The 18,784-nt window shown below is 62.7% G+C and carries 17 protein-coding genes; 13 read left to right on the top strand and 4 right to left on the bottom strand.

Annotation, left to right across the window (positions count from 1 at the left end; all coding sequences use genetic code 11):
• Positions 1–9: 9 nt before the first annotated feature.
• From ACMGRF_RS00785 to galE, 8 genes are all read left to right on the top strand, one after another.
• Positions 10–1,812, top strand: coding sequence for a methyltransferase domain-containing protein (locus tag ACMGRF_RS00785; RefSeq protein ID WP_414485553.1), 1,803 nt, complete (start codon positions 10–12; stop codon positions 1,810–1,812).
• 175 nt (positions 1,813–1,987) lie between these two features.
• A complete protein-coding gene (locus tag ACMGRF_RS00790) occupies positions 1,988–4,060 on the top strand; it encodes a hypothetical protein (protein WP_143566343.1) in 2,073 nt (690 codons plus the stop codon).
• Positions 4,057–4,788, top strand: a complete 732-nt coding sequence (locus tag ACMGRF_RS00795) for a glycosyltransferase (RefSeq protein WP_069139429.1) — start codon at positions 4,057–4,059, stop codon at positions 4,786–4,788. Before ACMGRF_RS00790 ends, ACMGRF_RS00795 begins: the two co-directional genes overlap by 4 nt.
• Complete coding sequence (locus ACMGRF_RS00800) at positions 4,785–6,227, top strand: glycosyltransferase family 4 protein (RefSeq protein WP_111191272.1); 1,443 nt, start codon at positions 4,785–4,787, stop codon at positions 6,225–6,227. The genes ACMGRF_RS00795 and ACMGRF_RS00800 overlap by 4 nt, the downstream gene beginning before the upstream one ends.
• Entirely contained in the window at positions 6,224–6,925 is a 702-nt protein-coding gene (locus tag ACMGRF_RS00805; protein WP_414485554.1) for an NAD-dependent epimerase/dehydratase family protein, read from the top strand. The genes ACMGRF_RS00800 and ACMGRF_RS00805 overlap by 4 nt, the downstream gene beginning before the upstream one ends.
• Positions 6,926–7,103: 178 nt before the next feature.
• Complete coding sequence (locus tag ACMGRF_RS00810) at positions 7,104–7,859, top strand: glycosyltransferase family A protein (protein ID WP_167692856.1); 756 nt, start codon at positions 7,104–7,106, stop codon at positions 7,857–7,859.
• Positions 7,852–9,300: a glycosyltransferase gene (locus ACMGRF_RS00815; RefSeq protein WP_111191269.1), complete on the top strand. Its 1,449-nt coding sequence runs from the start codon at positions 7,852–7,854 to the stop codon at positions 9,298–9,300. The genes ACMGRF_RS00810 and ACMGRF_RS00815 overlap by 8 nt, the downstream gene beginning before the upstream one ends.
• Positions 9,301–9,319: 19 nt before the next feature.
• Positions 9,320–10,336 carry a UDP-glucose 4-epimerase GalE gene (galE, locus tag ACMGRF_RS00820; RefSeq protein ID WP_099486291.1) on the top strand — a complete coding sequence of 339 codons (1,017 nt, stop codon included), beginning with the start codon at positions 9,320–9,322 and terminating at the stop codon, positions 10,334–10,336.
• Between the two features lie 16 nt (positions 10,337–10,352).
• On the opposite strand, the gene ACMGRF_RS00825 is transcribed toward galE, so the two are convergent.
• Together ACMGRF_RS00825 and ACMGRF_RS00830 are read right to left on the bottom strand one after the other, a co-directional pair.
• On the bottom strand, positions 10,353–10,757 hold the full coding sequence (locus ACMGRF_RS00825; protein ID WP_099486288.1) for a GtrA family protein: 405 nt from the start codon (positions 10,755–10,757) through the stop codon (positions 10,353–10,355).
• Positions 10,754–11,728 carry a glycosyltransferase family 2 protein gene (locus ACMGRF_RS00830; protein WP_111191294.1) on the bottom strand — a complete coding sequence of 325 codons (975 nt, stop codon included), beginning with the start codon at positions 11,726–11,728 and terminating at the stop codon, positions 10,754–10,756. The genes ACMGRF_RS00825 and ACMGRF_RS00830 overlap by 4 nt, the downstream gene beginning before the upstream one ends.
• 153 nt (positions 11,729–11,881) lie before the next feature.
• On the opposite strand from ACMGRF_RS00830, the gene ACMGRF_RS00835 reads away from it, so the two are divergent.
• Positions 11,882–13,273, top strand: a complete 1,392-nt coding sequence (locus tag ACMGRF_RS00835) for a hypothetical protein (RefSeq protein WP_414485555.1) — start codon at positions 11,882–11,884, stop codon at positions 13,271–13,273.
• A gap of 72 nt (positions 13,274–13,345) precedes the next feature.
• On the opposite strand, the gene ACMGRF_RS00840 is transcribed toward ACMGRF_RS00835, so the two are convergent.
• Both ACMGRF_RS00840 and ACMGRF_RS00845 read right to left on the bottom strand, forming a co-directional pair.
• On the bottom strand, positions 13,346–14,284 hold the full coding sequence (locus tag ACMGRF_RS00840) for an electron transfer flavoprotein subunit alpha/FixB family protein (RefSeq protein WP_414485556.1): 939 nt from the start codon (positions 14,282–14,284) through the stop codon (positions 13,346–13,348).
• Positions 14,284–15,030, bottom strand: coding sequence for an electron transfer flavoprotein subunit beta/FixA family protein (locus ACMGRF_RS00845; RefSeq protein ID WP_099486275.1), 747 nt, complete (start codon positions 15,028–15,030; stop codon positions 14,284–14,286). The genes ACMGRF_RS00840 and ACMGRF_RS00845 overlap by 1 nt, the downstream gene beginning before the upstream one ends.
• Before the next feature lie 262 nt (positions 15,031–15,292).
• On the opposite strand from ACMGRF_RS00845, the gene rfbB reads away from it, so the two are divergent.
• Genes rfbB through rfbD form a run of 4 tightly spaced genes read left to right on the top strand, consistent with a single transcriptional unit; the run spans position 15,293 to position 18,694 of the window.
• Positions 15,293–16,348 carry a dTDP-glucose 4,6-dehydratase gene (rfbB, locus tag ACMGRF_RS00850; protein WP_099486273.1) on the top strand — a complete coding sequence of 352 codons (1,056 nt, stop codon included), beginning with the start codon at positions 15,293–15,295 and terminating at the stop codon, positions 16,346–16,348.
• A 14-nt stretch (positions 16,349–16,362) separates the two neighbouring features.
• A complete protein-coding gene (gene rfbA, locus ACMGRF_RS00855) occupies positions 16,363–17,250 on the top strand; it encodes a glucose-1-phosphate thymidylyltransferase RfbA (RefSeq protein WP_099495416.1) in 888 nt (295 codons plus the stop codon).
• Positions 17,247–17,804: a dTDP-4-dehydrorhamnose 3,5-epimerase gene (gene rfbC, locus ACMGRF_RS00860; RefSeq protein ID WP_262223530.1), complete on the top strand. Its 558-nt coding sequence runs from the start codon at positions 17,247–17,249 to the stop codon at positions 17,802–17,804. The genes rfbA and rfbC overlap by 4 nt, the downstream gene beginning before the upstream one ends.
• Positions 17,801–18,694, top strand: a complete 894-nt coding sequence (gene rfbD, locus ACMGRF_RS00865; protein WP_414485557.1) for a dTDP-4-dehydrorhamnose reductase — start codon at positions 17,801–17,803, stop codon at positions 18,692–18,694. The genes rfbC and rfbD overlap by 4 nt, the downstream gene beginning before the upstream one ends.
• Positions 18,695–18,784 lie beyond the last annotated feature (90 nt).

Below are 18,784 nucleotides of genomic sequence, written 5' to 3' on the forward strand. Positions count from 1 at the left end.
GCGCCTGTGATGGAAACGAACACCCCCCTGCGTCAAGCGGCGATGACGCCCGCAATCCTGCGCGTGACAGTCGCCCGTCTGCTCAACTGGCTGCCGTCACGGCCCGTGTCGCTGCTGGGGGATGAAGTGCCGGCTCTCGCACGCGCACTGCGGCGGGCGGGAGTCAACGTCACTACGGACGGCGACGGCAGCGCCGCAGCCGCCACTGTGCTTGTGATGGCGCACGCAAGCGCTTCCCCGGCTACGGAGGTGCAACGGTTGCTCACAGGCGTTGCCGGACCGGTTTGTCTGGTAGTGCTGGGTGACGCAGCTGCCCAGATTGATCGCGCGACCTGGGAGCACGCGCTCATCAAGGCGGAGTGGCGCAAGCACCCGCTCAACGAGCGCGTCGCGCCTTACGGCGAACTCGACCGCGTTACCGGACTGTTGATGGTGTCGTTCGAGCGTGTTCCGGCACCGGCACTGGCTGTGTATCCGCTGAAAGCGCTTGAGGAAGAACGCGACCTGCACACCGATATGACGCGCGAGCCGGGCCGGCGATCGGATGCCCACATGACCCGCTACGCACAGGCGGCCCAGTTCATCAGACCGGGTGATCGTGTCATCGACGTGGCCTGCGGCCTTGGCTACGGTTCCTATCAGTTGGCCCACAACAGCGACGCTGCCTCGTTTACGGGTCTCGATGCCAGCGACTACGCGGTGGAGTATGCCAATCTGAATTTTGCGCCGGTGTCACCGACGCCGATGACGTTCGTCGTCGGTGATGCGCAGAACCTGTCAGGCATGGCCGACGCATCAGCTGATTTCGCCGTGTCTGTTGAGACGTTGGAACATCTTCCCGAACCCGACCGCCTGCTGGCCGAACTGCACCGCGTGCTGTCGCCACACGGACGAGTCTACGCAAGCGTTCCCAACGACTGGTCGGACGAAACCGGCGAAGACCCCAATCCGTTCCATTTCCATGTCTACGATTGGCCGCGTCTGATCGCCCAGTTTCAACGCAACGGATTTGTAATCGAGAAAGCCTGGCTGCAGGATGCAGGCGGTGGCCAGAAGCGGCATCTTTCGGCGCGCTCCATGCTGGAGATTGATCCGGCAGTGGGGCCGACCGGCGACGGCGAGTGGCTGCTGGTGCTGGCGCGAAAGGCCAGCGCCGCCGACCAGCCCTCAAAGGATCCGCTTGCGCAGGCCAGGACATTGCTGGCCGACGGCCACCCTGAAGCGGCCCTGGCACAGCTCGATGCCGACTTGGATGGATCGGACTCCCTGCGCGATGCGCGAAAGCAGGCGCTTGCTGCTGTCATCCTGATGCTGCAGGGCCAGCGCGACGGTGCCCAGCAGCGCTGGCAACGCGTGCAGGCTGCCGCCCGTCAGGCGCTATCGTGTGCCGGGTCGGAGGCGGCGGCAGCGGGATTGCTTCATCTGGCCGCTACTCAGTGTGATGGAAGCCGAGGTGACCGGCCTGGTCATGCCTACCTGGTGCTGCGCCAACATGCCAGCGTGCTATCCGACCTGCTGGGCGCAGGCGATACGATGCTGGGCGACGGCGAGGATCGCGCGGTCGTGTCTGGACCTGCTGATGGTGCCGAGCAGATCAACATGGGCGCGCGCGAGGTACGTCAGCTGATCGATGCGAAGGCATGGCTGGACGGCAAGTACCACGAGCACATGCAACGCATCAGCGAGCTGGAGAGTCATACGGCAGAGTTGGAACTGGCCCGCCATTGGCTGGACGGGCAGTATCACGCGCTGAACGCAGAGATCCAACGGTTGAATCAGGCCCGCCAACCGGCTCCTGATGATTCTGTGTGAAGTAGTGATGACCGCCCCTGATTCGAACGCTGCATCGCCCAAACTATCCTTGTTGCAGGCTGACGAGGTTGCCGGCTACTGCCTCCAGGCACTGGGTCCGACCCAGGTCTTGCTCGTGGGGGCGGCGTTGGCGCCTCTACTCGGTCCGCTCCGAGCGGCGGGCTGTGATGTAGTCGTGCATGAAGAAATTCCTGCCGACATCGCTGCCACCGGGACGGTCATCGCTTGGGCGGAGTCGTGTTCGCAATGCCGATCGTTGTTTGAGCTTGGTGCCAATGTTCTGGTTCTGGTCGCAGCGTCGACACCAGCGGACGAGGCTCATGCAATCAGTGAGCAGGCAGCTGCTGCGAACTGGCAGCAGCATCCCGCCACGTTCGTGTTGCCGGCCAGCCGGGATGGAATCCGTATCCAGCTGCTTGCGCGTGCCGGTGTCTCTGTGCCTGACCCGCAGGGCATGTTGCGTGCGGGGTATCACGGCCTGGCAGCCGCGCTCGTGCGGCCAGGCGACGCGGTGGTGGCGGCTGACGCTGCAGATCTCGGTCTGTGGCGGATTCTGCAGCAGCAGACCCGCTGTCGCTCTCTGCAGGTTTTGAGCAACGCGCCGGCCCCTGCGGCTCTAGAGGCCGGAATCATCTGGCGGGCTCCTGGTGCTTGGCGGCCGGATGAGCCTTCGGCGGATGTGCTGGTCACCCGGATAGGCCACGATGGCACGGACTGGGTGCGGGAGCTGGAGATTGCGACCGCCGCGCTGGTGCGTAGCGGTCGACTGGTTGTCGCTTTACCGCTGACAGACGGGCGTAATGTTGACGAGCGCGATCTTCTGCTTGCGCTTGAACCGCTGGGATTGGTGGTTGATCGGGCCTGGTGGCAGAGCCTTTCACGTCCGGTCGGTGCAGGTCAGTTCATCGAAGCCTCGCGTGACGGCGCCGGACGTCTACGGATAGACCCTGACGCTAAGGCGCAGGCCGATGCACTGGTGCTCATGGCGGTGAAAACCGGTGGCGATGGCGTTCCCCGCAATCCGGAACTTCACGTCCCCAACATCATCGCGTTCCAGCGCGACTACCTCGATGCGAGCGTGGTCAGGCTGATTGTCGCAATGGGTTTGAGGCTGGAATCGGCCCCGTTGCGACGCCATCTGGCCGAACAACTCCTTGCCACGTCGCCGATCGACTCTGCTGACCACGGCGCCGCCCTGTGCGTCCTGTTGTACGACCCGGCAGCACTGGAGGGTGAGCGCCGCGCCGCGTTGCTTGAAGCGGCTCAGCGTTACGTTGAGCTGACGGCCAGCAATCCGACCGTCCTACGCTGGCAGGTTTCGTTGACTTATGCCACTGCAGCCCTGCACCACGCGGCGGGTAATCTGGGGCGGGCCGCGGATCTTTACGCCCAGGTGCTCGCATTCGATGTACTTGCCTTCAGCCCGTTGTTGGGTACAAAAACCACCGCAGCCGCCGTGCGCCTCGGCTGGATTCTGTTCGGGCGTGGTGACCTCCCGGCGGCGCGCCAAGCCTGGCTGCAGGGACTCAGAGAGGCAAGACGGCTGGCTTCGCATGCCGACTGGACCGAGGTAGTAGGCGACATCGAATTTCCCGAAACCTTCGGCATGCCCGAGTTTGCCGCTGTCATGGACGAGGCCGGACGCCTTGCCTCTGCACTCAGGGTAACGGCGGAAGTGCCGCTTCGGCCTGGTCTGGCCTGGCAGTGGGGCAACCAGTCCGTTCACGCCATGCTGTCGCGGACACTTGGCGAACAGCAACGTCTTCTCGCCTGGCAGGAACAACTCCAGGACGCCAAGGACTGGTTGGACGGGCAGTATCATCACTTGAACGCGGAGCTTGACCGCAGCTCAGCGAGCCTTCAAACGTTGCAGGCGGAAAATGCGGCATTGGCAAGGGACAACGCGGGTTCCGCAGCGGCGTTTCGTCTAGCGCATCAGCATGCGGAGACAGACAAGGCGGGTCTGCGCGTCCGACTGGAGCATCAACGGGCGCAGTACGCGCGCCTTGCGGACGAACACGCTCGCCTCGCAGGCGAACATGCGCGCTTGCTTGATGCAGCGCAGGAACTCACCTCGGCCACCTCTGGCATCATGGACCGCGTTCCGCAGCCGCGTTTGCCTGGTGAATCGATCGCGGAAGAACTGTTCCGGCTTTCCGACGCATTGAATCGGATTCCATGGAAATCGGCTGTTCGGTCTGCGCTGCACGTCCTTGTCGTGTTGTTGGGAGGCAGAAAGCGGGCATGAACACCGACCTCACCGCGATCGTGACGTTCCACCGCGAAGGCCTGCTGGCTCACGCGACGTTGAGGAGCTATCTGCTTGCGCGTAATCGTGCCCGCGAACGGGGCATTGACGTGCAGATGCTGCTCCTGCTCGACAACGCAGATCACGAGACTGCCGAAGTAGTCCGCAACCATCCCGACCTTGCCGGCGATGAGCTGATCCTGGATACATCGGCAGGTGATTGCGGGTTGGCCCGCAACATTGGTGTCAGCCACTCGTCGGGCACCTATGTCTGCACACTCGATGGCGACGACCTGATCAGCCGCGATTATTTCCAGCGGCATGTCGAGTACGCGCGTAGCGTGCCAGACTCCACGATCCTGCACGCCGAGCTGGTCGTCAGTTTCGGTGGCACCGAGCATTACAGCCACCAGCTCAATCCGGTCACCATGCCGTTCTCCAACGACTTGTTGATGGTGGTCAATCCGTGGATCAGTGCGATCTTCGCGCGACGCGAGGTGCTTCAGCGGATTCCGTATGTGGCCTGTTTCCCGCGCCTGACCGGATATGGATTCGAGGACTGGCATTGGGCCTGTCAGACTCTCTCGGCTGGGCTCGAACACCGCGTCGTGCCTGAAACCGCCTATTTCTATCGGGTCAAATCATCCGGTTCGATGAACCAGAATTCCGCAGCGCTGCGCGCGGTCGTACCACCGACCCGCTTGTTCGGAACCTGGGGTAAAGCATGATCGCGCGCGTCTTACGCCTGGCAAGAAAACTCAGTCTGCGCGAACTGGTGCGTAATCCGCGCAGCGAGCTCAGCCGCGTGCTGGACTGGATGGGGCGACGGCTTCAGCGTGCTGCGCGGACAGCCGCGCAGGGAGCTGATCCGGCACTCCCGCTCTGGTTGCGTGAGGAAATGCTGGCACAGGCGATGCTCGAGCCTGATTTGCTTGGTGACCACGGCACGCCGGATCGCTTCGCCTACTACAGGGTGCCTTTTCTGGTGAAGCCGGGCGAGGTGTACCGCCGCGTGGTCGAAGCCGTTGGCCTCGCCCCTTGTAGTCATGTGATGATCGTGCCCTGGCTGGTACGCGGTGGGGCGGACCGCGGCGCCCTGCTGCATCTGCGGGCGTGGGTAGAGGCAGTGTCTGCTGAACGCGTTGTGCTGTTGCTGACCGAGCCGGCGCAATCCACTTGGCTGGACAGGGTGCCGGCAGGTGTGCGCATCGCCCGGTTTGGTGAGATTGCCGCGGAGCTCGCGTCAGAAGATAAGGTCAGGCTGTTGACCCGCCTTCTGATCCAGATGCAGCCAGCGGTCGTTCACAACATCAACTCGCCTGTTGGATGGGAGGCGATTGAAGGCTTCGGGTTGGCCTTGCGCCAGCATTCTCGTCTGTTCGCGTCATTGTTCTGCGACGACCATGATCCCAACGGCGTGCCTGTGGGACACGCCAGGCGCTACCTGCGGAGCTGCCACGCACATCTGACACGCGTCTTCTGCGACAACACCGTCTATCCCGAAATCTGGGCGCGGGACCTCGGCGTTGATCGCCATCTCTTCGAGGTGGTGAAGTTCCCCTACGAGCGCTACATCGATGAAAAGCGCGGACCGTTCGTGCTGTCAGAGTCGGGACGAGTGCTATGGGCCGGCCGCTTTGATGGCCAGAAGCGACCGGACATCCTGCTTGCGGTTGCACGTCGGTTGCCCAATGTGGCATTCGACGTTCATGGCGTCATGGATGTCGGGAGCCCTCATCCGGCAGTAGGGCAACTCCGCAGCCTGCCCAACGTGACATTCCGGCCGGCCTTCTCGAACTTTGAGGACATTGTGTCCGACGCCCATGTGGCGCTGCTGTTTACCACCGCATGGGAGGGTCTGCCGACCTTGCTTCTGGATGCGTCGGCCGCGGGTGTTCCGATCGTGGCACCAGCGGTCGGCGGCATTCCAGACTTGATCGATCCCGATTGGCTGGTGCAGGACCCTGAGAACGTGGACGCCTTCACAGAGCGGCTGCGCCAACTGTTGGCCGACCCCGAGTTGCGCGAAGCGCGCCGGCGCAACCAGTACCACGCTCTGAAGGGAAGGGACTGGCAGGCGTTCACCGCCGCGGTGAAGGCCGTTGAATACTATCTGAGTGGACCCGATGGGATTGTTCCCAACCAACACCAAGGAAACGCAACGTGATTATCGGAAGGGGACTGGTCGCCACAGCGTTTGCTCCGGATTGGCAGGACGACCCGGAAACGGTGATCGTTGCTGCAGGCGTATCAGACTCGAGTGAGACCGAGTCTGCAGCGTTCGCGCGCGAGGAACGATTGCTGGACGAGATAAAAGGGATGCCGTCGATCCAGCGGATCGTCTATTTTGGCAGCTGCGCCGTTGGTAATCCGGCTGAGCGACAGACGCCCTACCTTCAGCACAAGGCACGCATGGAGGCGCGCGTGCTCGCCGATCCGCGCGGGCGTGTTTTCCGCCTGCCGCAGGTCGTGGGCGAGGGCGGCAACCCGCACACCCTTACCAACTTCCTGCGTGCCCGGATTGAATCGGGCGAGCCGTTCGATGTGTGGGCACGGGCCGAGCGCAATCTGATCGACATCCGGGATGTTGCAACGCTGGGTACGCACGTACTGCGTCATCCTGATGACTACCCGCGGATGATGCCTCTTGCCGACGTTCGTTCAACCAACATGCTCGAGATCGTCCGCGCGATGGAGTCGGTGCTTGAGCGCCAGGGCAATTACCGGGTGCTTGAACAGGGGGTGGCCTTCCCCATCGACACATGCGACTGCGAGCGTGCGGCAGCGGCCTGCGGCGTGCCGCTGGGTGAGGGATACCTGCTGCGGCTCCTGGGCCGGTATTACGTAGCGGCAAGCAGGGCGTGACCGACATCGTCCGGCTGTGTTCAGTCGTTCATACGGACCGCTGGAACATCCGTATCATCCTTGGCTGTCCGCCCATCGCGGTCCAGATAATGTCAGTATTCCATGAGAATTGGTGGCGCAGAATGAATGCGAAGAGCAAGCGACAGGATGCAGCCGCGTCATGCCGCGGGAGCAGGGCATGAGCCTGCCGGTACTAAGTGCCATCGTGACCTTCCACGGTGAGGGTATCCTGGCGCATACGTCGCTGCGGTCCTATGCACTTTCGCGAAACATCGCCCGCGGGGAAGGCATCGAAGTCCAGTTGGTGCTCGTACTTGATCGTGCCGACGAGCAGACGCGCGCGTTTGTATTGAACCATCCCGACCTTGATGGCTCGGAGACAGTGGTCGAAACCCAGGTCGGCGACCTCGCACTTGCCCGCAATGCTGGCGTTGCCGCTTGCCGGGGCAAGTACATCTGTACCTTGGACGGCGATGATCTGATTTCAACCGGTTACTTCCTCAAGCATCTAAAGGAAGCAGGGCAACTGGAGGGACGATTCATCCTGCACCCGGAAATGGTGCTGAGCTTCGGTATGTACAGCGCCTACAACTGGCAGGTCGATCAGGCCGGCGGTTACTACGACGAACGTGCACTGCTGGCAGTGAATCCATGGATCAGTGCATCGTTCTCGACGCGTGAGCTCTACGAGGCCATTCCCTACGTGGCGTGTTATCCAAAACAAACTGGATTCGGCTACGAGGACTGGTACTGGAACTCTGAAACCATTGCGCGTGGAGTGATGCATCGTCTGGCTTGGGGGACGGCTTACTTTTATCGACGCAAGTGGTACGGCTCACTCAATGAGGCCAGTCACACAATGAAGACGGTCATTCCCCGCACCTCCCTGTTCGCACTGGGCCGTCGCTCCGACAAGGGGCAGGGACATGCTTGAGCGCTGGACGCATAATCGTTGGGTGCGTAACCGATACACGCGCCGCTTGGCAAACTGGGCCCGCCGCGCCTACAGATTGCTGTTCGGACCGGATCCGGTTGCTCCGCAAGCCGCCGCCCCCGCGCAGGACGGCGTACCTCCCATGCCGCTGTGGCTCCAGGAAGAAATGCTCAAGCTTGCCGCGATGGAGCCGGAATTGCTGCCACCCGGAACCGATCTGAATCGCTACGCCTTCTACACGGTACCGATGGATGTCCGGCCGGGCGATCTGTATTCAGCGCTGTCCGACCAGATCGGTGCGCAGGCCTACACTCATGCCCTGCTCGTGCCGTGGTTAAAGACTGGTGGGGCCGATCGAGGCATTCTCTACCACGCGCGGGCAATCGCAGAGGCCGATCCCGCGGCGCGCATCCTGGTGCTGGCCACCGAAGACTCACCTTCACCATGGGCATCGCGCCTGCCAAGCCAAGCAACGTTGGTCGAATTCGGCCGGCTTGCCGCGACGCTGGAGTTCAACCTGCAGGTTGCGGTGATGGTGCGCGTACTCGTTCAATTGCGTGCGCCGGTCATTCACATCATCAACTCACGCGTGGGCTGGGAGGTGGTCCAGCGACATGGTCTGGCACTTAAGCAGCATTCGCGCCTTCTCGCATCGATCTATTGCGATGACTATGATGAACGCATGAATCCAGTCGGCTATGCTCGCGACTATCTGCGCTACTGCTACCCCTACCTTGCCACGGTCATCTGCGACAACTCACGTTATCCGCAGATATGGTCACGTGAACTTGGCGTACCTGCGTCGCTGTTCACGGTGATTCCATTCCCTTATGACGGCCTCATTCCCACGCTTCCCATCACGCCGATATCCGCGCCTGACGCCGGAAGGGTTTTGTGGGCTGGCCGTCTGGACAGGCAGAAGCGCCCGGATCTGCTGGCGGCGATCGCGGCGGCGATGCCCTCCGTGCATTTCGATGTGTATGGTGCCCCGGTGATGTCCGGGGTAGCAGCCCAGGGCTTGGACTTGCTGAGGTCCCTGCAGAACGTGACCCTGCACGGCGAGTTCAAGCGCCTCGAAGAAGTCGTTACTTCGCAGCACTTCGCCTACCTGCATACCACCGCGTGGGAGGGCACCCCTACCATTCTGTTCGACGTCGCGGCGGCCCGCCTGCCGATCTGCGCGCCAGCGGTGGGCGGTATTGTCGATTTCCTTCCCGAATCAGATCTGGTCCCGAATCCGGAGGACATTGCCGGCTTCGTCCGAGAGCTGGAAGCACTGCGGGACTCTGCGCAAGCGCGGCAACAGCGAGTGGAGCGCCAGCGCGAGTCGCTGGACCGTCAGCGCCAATGGCCGGCGTTCAGTGCGCGCCTGCGGCAGCTTGACGACTACGTCGGCCTTGAGCGCGTGATTCAGCCAGCGACTGAGGTAAGCAAAGCATGACAGACAGCAAGGAAGTGAAATGAAGGTGCTGGTTACCGGCGGTGCCGGCTTTGTGGGTTCGCATACCGTGGTAGAGCTGGTCGCTGCGGGCCATGATGTGCACGTGGTGGAGAATTTCTGCAACAGCGAACGCTGGATTGTGGAGCGTATCGAGCGCATCACAGGCAAGGCGCTCGCCCTGGATGAGCTGGACATCCGTGATCGTGATGCATTGCTGGAGGTCTTGCGGGATTTCATGCCCGACGCAGTGATTCACTTCGCGGCGCTGAAGTCGGTATCTGAAAGCACCGAGCTGCCGGCTCGCTACTACGATGTAAACGTGGGAGGCACCGCAACGCTGCTTGATGCAATGCAGCAGGTGGGCTGCAGGCGTATTGTCTTCAGCTCTTCTGCCACGGTGTACGGCCAACCCGAGACCTGCCCGGTGCCAGAAAGCGCAGCAGTGGAGCCCGGCAATCCCTATGGACGGACCAAGCTCATCGGTGAGTGGCTGATCCGAGACTGCGTGGCGACGCCGGGATCAACGCTGGGCGCTGCGATTCTCCGCTACTTCAATCCCGTGGGCGCACACCCGAGCGGCCTGATTGGCGAGCTGCCGCGCGGCGTGCCCAACAATCTAGCTCCGTACATCACCCAGACCGCAGCCGGACAACGCGACTACATCCGTGTCTTCGGCGACGACTACGATACGCCGGATGGCACCGGCGTCCGTGATTACATTCACGTGGTGGACCTGGCCAAGGCTCATGTTGCGGCGCTGTACGCATTGGCGGAGGGATCGGACCGTGAGTTGATCCTGAATCTTGGCACCGGGCGCGGATACTCCGTTCTCGAACTGATCGATACGTTCTCTGCGGTGGTGGGGCGCCCGATCCCCTACCAGCGGCAGGGGCGCCGTGCAGGTGACATCGGTCAGTGCTGGGCAGACCCTTCGTTGGCCAACAAGGTATTGAACTGGCGGGCTGAGAAGTCGCTTGCAGACATCTGCGCCGATGCGTGGCGCTGGCAGCAGGCCATTCCCACTGCCAAAACCTGAGGTCCTGCCGAAGCCGTCAGTGCTTCGGCGGAACCCGGAATACCCAGAAGTTCATCACGATGAACACTATCACCGGAACCGCAACCGCAGAGAAGAGGATGCCCCAGCGGTAATCCAGTTGGGCGTGGGAAATGGCGGCCATGCCTCCCGCTGACAGGCCGATGTTCAGACCGTGGACAACCAGGAACTTTCGCGACTCACTGGCGACTTCGCCTTTGGATCCAAAGGTAAAGTACTTGTGGGCCGCAAAATTGGGCGCTAGCAGGAGCAGGTACGCGACCACCGTTGCGAGCACCGGATGCATGCCGGTCTTGTCCACCAGGAGCCAGGTCAGCACAGCAAACAACACGGTACTGGTTCCGCCCACCGCTCCAAACCTGATCAGCTTGCCGGCCAGTTCCTTGGCTTGAAGCATGTTCATGGGGCTGGATCCGTGCCCGGATTGACCCGTTCCGCCACTGAGTACTGAGTGGGGGTGGTGAAGTTGAGGAGGATGCGGCCCACGTACTCGCCGATGGCACCCAATGCCAATAATTGCACGCCGCCCATGATCAGAATGGCGACGATAAGCGATGACCAGCCAACGGCAACACCGGGATCCAATAACTTATGCACCACGATGAAGGCTGCGGACAGGAAGCCCGCTGCGGACATCGCCATGCCGGTGAGGGATGCCATTCGCAGCGGGGCCACTGAAAAACTGGTCGCCATCTTCAGCCACAGCGAGATCGACTTCTTCAGGCTGTAACCGGAAGTACCGTCTTCACGGGCGTGGTGCCCGACCATTCGCGTGGTGATCCGTGAGGTTGCCGACAGGATCAAGCCATCCAGATAAATAGCTGGCCCCCGGAACTGGATGATTTCGTTGCGCACCCCGCGCTTCATTGCCTTGAACGGAGAAAGATACAGGCCCTTAGGCTTCTGCAGCAGCCAGGTCGCAACGCGGTCATTGAAGCGGCTCCCGAGGATCTTCCATGCCGCGTGCTTGCGGCCCTTGAAGGTGCCGTAGCAGACGTCATGTTCGGCATCAAGTGCCTCGACCAACGTCGGAATGTCAGACGGGGCGTGCTGCAGGTCATCATCCATGGTAACGATCACTCGGCCCCGGCATTCACGCAGCCCGGCGAAGATCGCCATGTGCTGGCCCACGTTCTTGCGCAGGTTCACCGCCCGCACCCAGCTATGGGTGGTTGCCAACTCGCTTGCCACCTTCCAGGAGTCGTCCGGGCTTCTGTCGTTGACAAGGATCAACTCCAGCGAATAGCGCCCACCGATGGCGGCGTCGATAGCCGCAACGAGCGCGGCCAGGGTCTTCTCGCTGCGGTAGGCCGGGACGACGATGGAAAGATCGATCTGGCCCGCCGGGTCGTCAGTCGCTGTGTTGGTGGCCATGGCCATTCCGATATAGAGCTGGATTCACTCAGTCGGGTAGTATAGGGCTGAAGACTGTGCCCTGCACGGCAGCGCACGAATGATCAGGCGGCATGTCAAATGGCATGCCCGGGCATGGGGTTGGTGGCCGCGAGCGCGGACAAGAGGTGTTGATTGAATTCGCTGAAGCACTACTGCGAAGTGGCATTTGCGCGCTGGGACAGGAACTACCTGCTCTACGCCGCACTGATCCTGCTGGGAATGTACAGTCTAGGTCAGCTAACGGCACCTTTTGTTGCGCATGATGAATACGATTGGCTTTTGAAGGGTTTCGACCAGGGTTTTGAAACTCCGCTGAGCAAGGCTGGTTCGGAAGGGCGTTGGGGGAACTTTATCTGGTCGCAGGTGAGTCACCACCTCAACACTTACTCGGCATTTGGAATCTACCTGGTGCTGTTTTCGGCCATGTGCCTGGTGATGACACGTGTTGTGTCAGCTCGGGCGGGCATCTTTGCCGCGCTGCTGTTCTTCATTGCTCCGATGACTGCCGATACGGCCAAGTGGCCCGTCACCCAAGTCACTGGTGTAGCGGTGACGCTGCTGGGCTGCATCGCCATGCTGCGGGCGCGCGAGGACGGGCGGCGCCGATTGGTAATGGCGGTTTCGGTGGTCGCCGGGTTTTTCTTCTATCCATCATTCGGACCTTTGTTCCTGTTGATGTATGCCGCGGCCTGTACAGGTACGCGCAGGAGCATTCTGATGGGCGCAGTTGTATATGCGCTGGCTTTCGTTTGCGCGGTTCTGCTGGTTTTCTGCTTGAACTACATTTTCCACGGCAACTTCGGCATCAGGCCCGCTGCCTGGCGTGACGCGACTCCACTGCTGCACGGAGGGGCGTTGTCGGTGAATGTGAGCCGCTATGTACAGTATTTCACGCTGCTTAGGGGGATCTGGCCGGCGCTACTGGCAGGCGGCATCGGTATGGCGCTCTGCCTGTTGTGCCGCATCCATGTTCGCCAGTGCATGGCCGCTCTCTTTTACGGAGTGATCCTGCTGGGCATTGATGCTTCCCTATCGATCCTTTCCGGCGTAGGGATCCCGCTTCGCTCAACGCTCTGGTTGTGGTTGCTTCTGTGTCTTCCTGTGGTGTTTCTTGTCCATGAAAGGCGCACCAATGTCTATGGTCTGTTGCTGGCGATACCATTGGTCATGGTCGGCATGTCCAGCTGGAACGCCATATACGCGAACACGCGCACCGTGTATCCAGCGATGAATGCGTTGGGCAACACCTTGGCACGGGTGCAGGCCGCCAATGCAGGGAAGTACGACGACGTCATCATGTTTGGAGACGTCCGTTCGAATGCTTCCATGAGGTGGCTGCATGGAAACAGGGCGTTGCGTAACTATCTATTCAAGGAATTTGGTATCTACACCACTCCATGCCAGCCAGCCCTCTGTGATCGGGTCGAGGCGGAGCTCTCGGGCCGTAACCAGATTCCAGAATGGCTCATCATCGACAGGCATCTGGTATGGGTGCTTGCACCGCAGCGTGACAATGGATACTGATTCACACGTCGCCCAAGAAAAAGGCCCGGTACATGTTGCACCGGGCCATATCAGTTGAGTCTTTGTAGGATATTAAAGCGCCGCTTCCAGCTCCGGCAGGATCGCAAACAGATCCCCCACCAACCCAATATCGGCAATCTCAAAGATCGGCGAATCCGGATCCTTGTTGATCGCGACGATCGTACCGGCGTCCTTGATGCCGGTCAGATGCTGGATCGCACCGCTGATGCCCACCGCCACATACAGCTCCGGGGCGATGATCTTGCCGGTCTGGCCCACCTGCAGGTCGCTGGGCACGTAGCCGGCATCGACCGCGGCACGCGAGGCACCGACGGCGGCACCGAGCTTGTCGGCCAGCTGGAAGATCACCTTGAAGTTCTCTTCAGAACCGACGCCGCGGCCACCGGAGACCACGCGCTTGGCGCTCTGCAGGTCCGGGCGGTCGCTGGCACCTGCGGCGAGGCCGACGAAGCGGGTGTGGGTCGGCAGGACAGCATCGACGCTGGCTGCTTCGATGGCGGCGCTGCCGCCCTGGGCGGCTTCCGGCCACGAGGCAGCACGCACGGTGGCGACCACGATCTGGTCGGCCGGGACTTCCACGGTGATGATCGCGTTGCCGGCGTAGATCGGGCGCTTGAAGGTATGGCTGCCTTCAACGGTCATCAGGTCGGAGACCTGGTTGACGCCCAGCAGCGCGGCCACGCACGGAATCAGGTCCTTGCCGAAGGTGGTCGACGGGCCGAACACGTGGGTGTAGCCCTCGGCCAGCTGCGCGATCTGCGGCGCCAGCACCTGGGCGATGGCCTGCGCGTTGGCAGCGTTGGCCACGGTCAGGACCTTGGCGACGCCACTGATCTTCGCGGCCTCGGCGGCGACGGCGGCCGGATCGGAGGCCAGCACCACTACATCGACGCTGGCACCGCTGATGGCGGCGGCGGCGCTGACAGTCTTGGCGGTGGCGGCGTTGAGCTTGCCGTCGTGGTGTTCGGCGATGACGAGAATCTTGCTCATTACAGCAGCCCCTTCTGCTTGAGTGCGGCCACCAGTTCGGCCGCGTCCTTGACCATCACACCCTTGCTGCGCTTGGACGGTGCGGCGTATTGGGTGGTCTTGAAGGTATCGGCGGCTTCAACGCCGAGGTCGGCCAGCTGCAGGGTCTCCAGCGGCTTGGCCTTGGCCTTCATGATGTCCGGCAGCTTGATGAAGCGCGGCTCGTTCAGGCGCAGGTCGGTGGTGACCACGGCCGGCAGGTCCACTTCCAGCGTTTCCAGGCCGGCGTCGACTTCGCGGGTCACCGTGGCCTTGCCGTCGGCAATGTCCAGCTTGCTGGCGAAGGTCGCCTGCGGACGGCCCCACAGCGTGGCCAGCATCTGGCCGGTCTGGTTCGCGTCGTCGTCGATGGCCTGCTTGCCCAGGATCACCAGGTCCGGCTGTTCCTTCTCGATCAGCTTGAGCAGGGTGCGTGCGGCGGTCAGCGGCTGGATGGCCTGGTCGGTGATGACGTGGATGGCACGGTTTGCACCCATGGCCAGGCCGTTGCGCAGGTGCGCCTGGGCGTCGGCCGGAGCAATGGTGGCGACCACGACCTCGCTGGCGATGCCCTTGTCGCGCAGGCGCAGGGCTTCTTCCAGGGCGATTTCATCGAAGGGATTGGGGGACAGCTTGACGCCGTCGGTGACCACGCCGGAACCGTCCGGCTTGACCTGAATGCGGACGTTGTAGTCCACCACGCGCTTGTACGCGACGAGGATTTTCATCTGGTACGGGGTCCTTCAATAACGGGGAGAACGTCCGGTCCTGGCACAGCGACCGGTTCGGGGGTGGGATCCCGATTCTAGCTGGCTTGAGACGACCATGCGAATGCGTATGGTTATGTTGCGATGCGGCATGGCTTGTCCGATTCGAGGCGCCGTTCACGTCGCGCAGGCAGTCGTGAAGACGAACCACATGTATCCTGTGCTGCTGTGCTGGGTGCTTGGTAGCGCCCCCTTGGATGAATTTAGATCAGGAGAACAGGTAGTGCCCACATGGCTTGTCACCGGCGGTGCCGGATTCATTGGCGGTAACTTCGTTCTCGAGGCCGTCGCACGCGGCGTCAAGGTCATCAACCTCGACGCGCTGACCTACGCCGGCAACCTGAAGACCCTGTCCAGCCTGGACGGCAACCCGAACCACGTATTCGTGCAGGGTGACATCGGCGACAGCGCTCTGGTGACCCGCCTGCTGGCCGAACACCGGCCGGACGCGGTGCTGAATTTTGCCGCCGAGAGCCACGTCGATCGCTCCATCGATGGCCCGGGTGCCTTCATCCAGACCAACGTGGTGGGCACCCTGGGCCTGCTGGAAGCCGTGCGTGATTACTGGAAGGCGCTGCCGGCCGAGCAGGGCGCGGCCTTCCGCTTCCTGCACGTGTCCACCGATGAGGTGTATGGCACCCTGGGCGAGACCGGCAAGTTCAGCGAAACCACGCCATACGCCCCGAATTCCCCGTATTCGGCGTCGAAGGCCGCTTCGGACCACCTGGTGCGTGCCTTCCACCACACCTACGGGCTGCCGGTACTGACCACCAATTGCTCCAACAACTACGGCCCGTACCACTTCCCCGAGAAGCTGATCCCGCTGGTGATCGCCAAGGCGCTGGCCGGCGAGCCGCTGCCGGTGTACGGCGATGGCAAGCAGGTGCGCGACTGGCTGTTCGTGTCCGATCACTGCGAAGCGATCCGCACCGTGCTGGCCAAGGGCCAGGTCGGCGAGACCTACAACGTCGGCGGCAATTCGGAAAAGCAGAACATCGAAGTAGTGCAGGCCATCTGCGCGTTGCTGGACCAGCGCCGCCCGCGCGCGGACGGCCAGCCGCGCAGCAGCCAGATCACCTATGTCACCGACCGCCCCGGCCATGACCGCCGCTATGCGATCGATGCGTCCAAGCTGAAGAACGATCTGGGCTGGGAACCGGCCTACACGTTCGAGCAGGGCATCGCCTTCACCGTCGACTGGTACCTGGACAACCAGGACTGGGTCAACGGCGTGCTGGACGGCAGCTACCGTCTGCAGCGCATCGGCACCGCAGCCTGAATCCTGGAGACGACATGACGCAGCGTAAAGGCATCATTCTGGCTGGTGGCTCCGGCACCCGGCTGTATCCGATCACCAAGGGCGTCAGCAAGCAGCTGCTGCCGGTGTACGACAAGCCGATGATCTACTACCCGCTCAGCGTGCTGATGCTGGCGGGCATCCGCGAAGTGCTGATCATCAACACTCCGCACGAGCAGACGCTTTTCCAGCAGCTGCTGGGCGACGGCTCGCAGTGGGGCATGGACATCCAGTACGCGGTGCAGCCGAGTCCGGACGGCCTGGCCCAGGCCTACCTGATCGGCCGTGATTTCGTCGCCGGCAAGCCGAGCTGCCTCGTGCTGGGCGACAACATCTTCCACGGCCACGGCCTGCGCGACGTGCTCAATCGCGCCGATGAGCGCGTGGAAGGCTCCACGGTGTTCGGTTACTGGGTCAATGACCCGGAGCGCTATGGCGTGGCCGAGTTCGACAAGAGTGGCAAGGTCATCGACCTGGTCGAGAAGCCGGAGAAACCGCGCTCGAATTACGCAGTGACCGGCCTGTACTTCTACGATGGCAATGCCAGCGCGCATGCGGCCGAACTCAAGCCGTCGCCGCGTGGTGAGCTGGAAATCACCGATCTCAACAAGCGCTACCTGGCCGAAGGCAACCTGCATCTGGAAGCCCTGGGCCGTGGCTACGCCTGGCTCGACACCGGTACCCATCAGTCGCTGCTGGAGGCGTCCAACTTCATCGAGACCATCCAGACCCGCCAGGGCCTGCAGGTCTGCTGCCCGGAAGAAATCGCGTTCGGCAAGGGCTGGATCAGTGCCGAGCAGCTGGAGGCATTGGCGGCGCCGCTGATCAAGAACGCCTATGGCCAATACCTGCACACGCTGGCCCAGCGCGGAGTGGTTCCGTGAGAGTGATCGAGACGTCACTGCCGGGGTGCCGGGTCATCGAGCCGGCGGTGTTCGGCGATGAACGCGGTTTTTTCTTTGAAACCTGGAATGCGGAGCGCTTCCAGGAACAGGGATTGCCAGGCAATTTCGTACAGAGCAATGTCTCATCCTCCGCGCGCGGCGTACTACGCGGGCTGCATTACCAGTGGCCGCATCCGCAGGGCAAGCTGGTGACCGTGCTGGAGGGCGAGGTCTACGACGTCGCCGTGGATATCCGCCGCGGCTCGCCGACCTTCGGGCGTTGGGAAGCGGTGGTACTGAGCGCTGAGAACAGGCGGCAGTTCTGGATTCCGGAAGGCTTCGCCCACGGATTCGCCGTGCTGTCCGAGCGCGCTCTGTTCAGCTATCTGTGCACGGATGTCTACGTCAAGGAAGCCGATGCGGGTATCCGCTGGAACGACGCTGACATCGCCGTGGACTGGCCGATCAGTGCCCCGACGTTGTCGGCCAAGGACGAGAACGCGCCGTTCCTGAAGGACGTTGCTGAAGACCGCCTGCCGGTCTACGTGCCATGACCGTGCTGGTGTTCGGTGGCAACGGCCAGGTCGGCCAGGAGCTGCTGCGCGCGCTGGCCCCGCTGGGGGCAGTGGTTGCCACCACCCGTAGCGGCCAGCTGCCCGACGGCAGCGCCTGCGAAACCGCCGATTTCGGCCAGCCCGACAGCCTGCCGGCACTGCTGGACCGCGTGCAGCCGTCGCTGGTGGTCAATGCGGCCGCTTACACCGCCGTTGACCGCGCAGAGCAGGACGCTGATGCGGCCTTCGCTGCCAACGCGCAGGCGCCGGGCATGATCGCGCGCTGGTGCGCGGCCCACGGCGTGCCGTTCGTGCATTACTCCACCGACTACGTATTCGATGGTCAGGGCAGCGCGCCCTATCGCGAGGACGAGCCGACTGCACCGCTGGGCGTGTATGGCATCAGCAAGCGCGACGGCGAGGATGCCGTGCGTGCCGCAGGCGGGCGCCACTTGATCTTCCGCACGGCATGGGTGTATGCATCGCATGGCGCGAACTTCCTGCGCACCATGCTGCGCGTGGGCGCCGAGCGCGATGCGTTGCGGGTGGTGGCCGACCAGGTCGGTACGCCGACGCCGGCCGCGCTGATCGCCGATGTCACCTTGCAGGCGTTGCAGCATCCAGGGCAGCTGTCCGGGACCTGGCACCTGACCGCCAGCGGCCAGACCAGCTGGCATGGGTTTGCCGAGGCGATCTTCGCCGAAGCGTTGGCCACCGGCGTGTTGGCCAAGGTGCCGACGGTCGAGGCGATTCCCAGCTCCGAGTATCCGACCCCGGCCAAGCGTCCGGCCTGGTCGGTGCTGGACAACCGCAAGCTGCAGCAGGATTTCGGCATCGTGCTGCCAACCTGGCAGGACGGCCTGAAGCGGGTGATGGCGGAGCTGGCCTGATGGCCGTAGCGCCGGGCCATGCCCGGCGACGCAGCGCGGCCGGGCCGATCAGGAACGGGTCACAGCCCGCTGCGCAGCAACCGGATCCGA

The sequence above is a fragment of the Stenotrophomonas sp. EMP41 genome, assembly GCF_047495535.1.
GTDB lineage: Bacteria > Pseudomonadota > Gammaproteobacteria > Xanthomonadales > Xanthomonadaceae > Stenotrophomonas > Stenotrophomonas sepilia.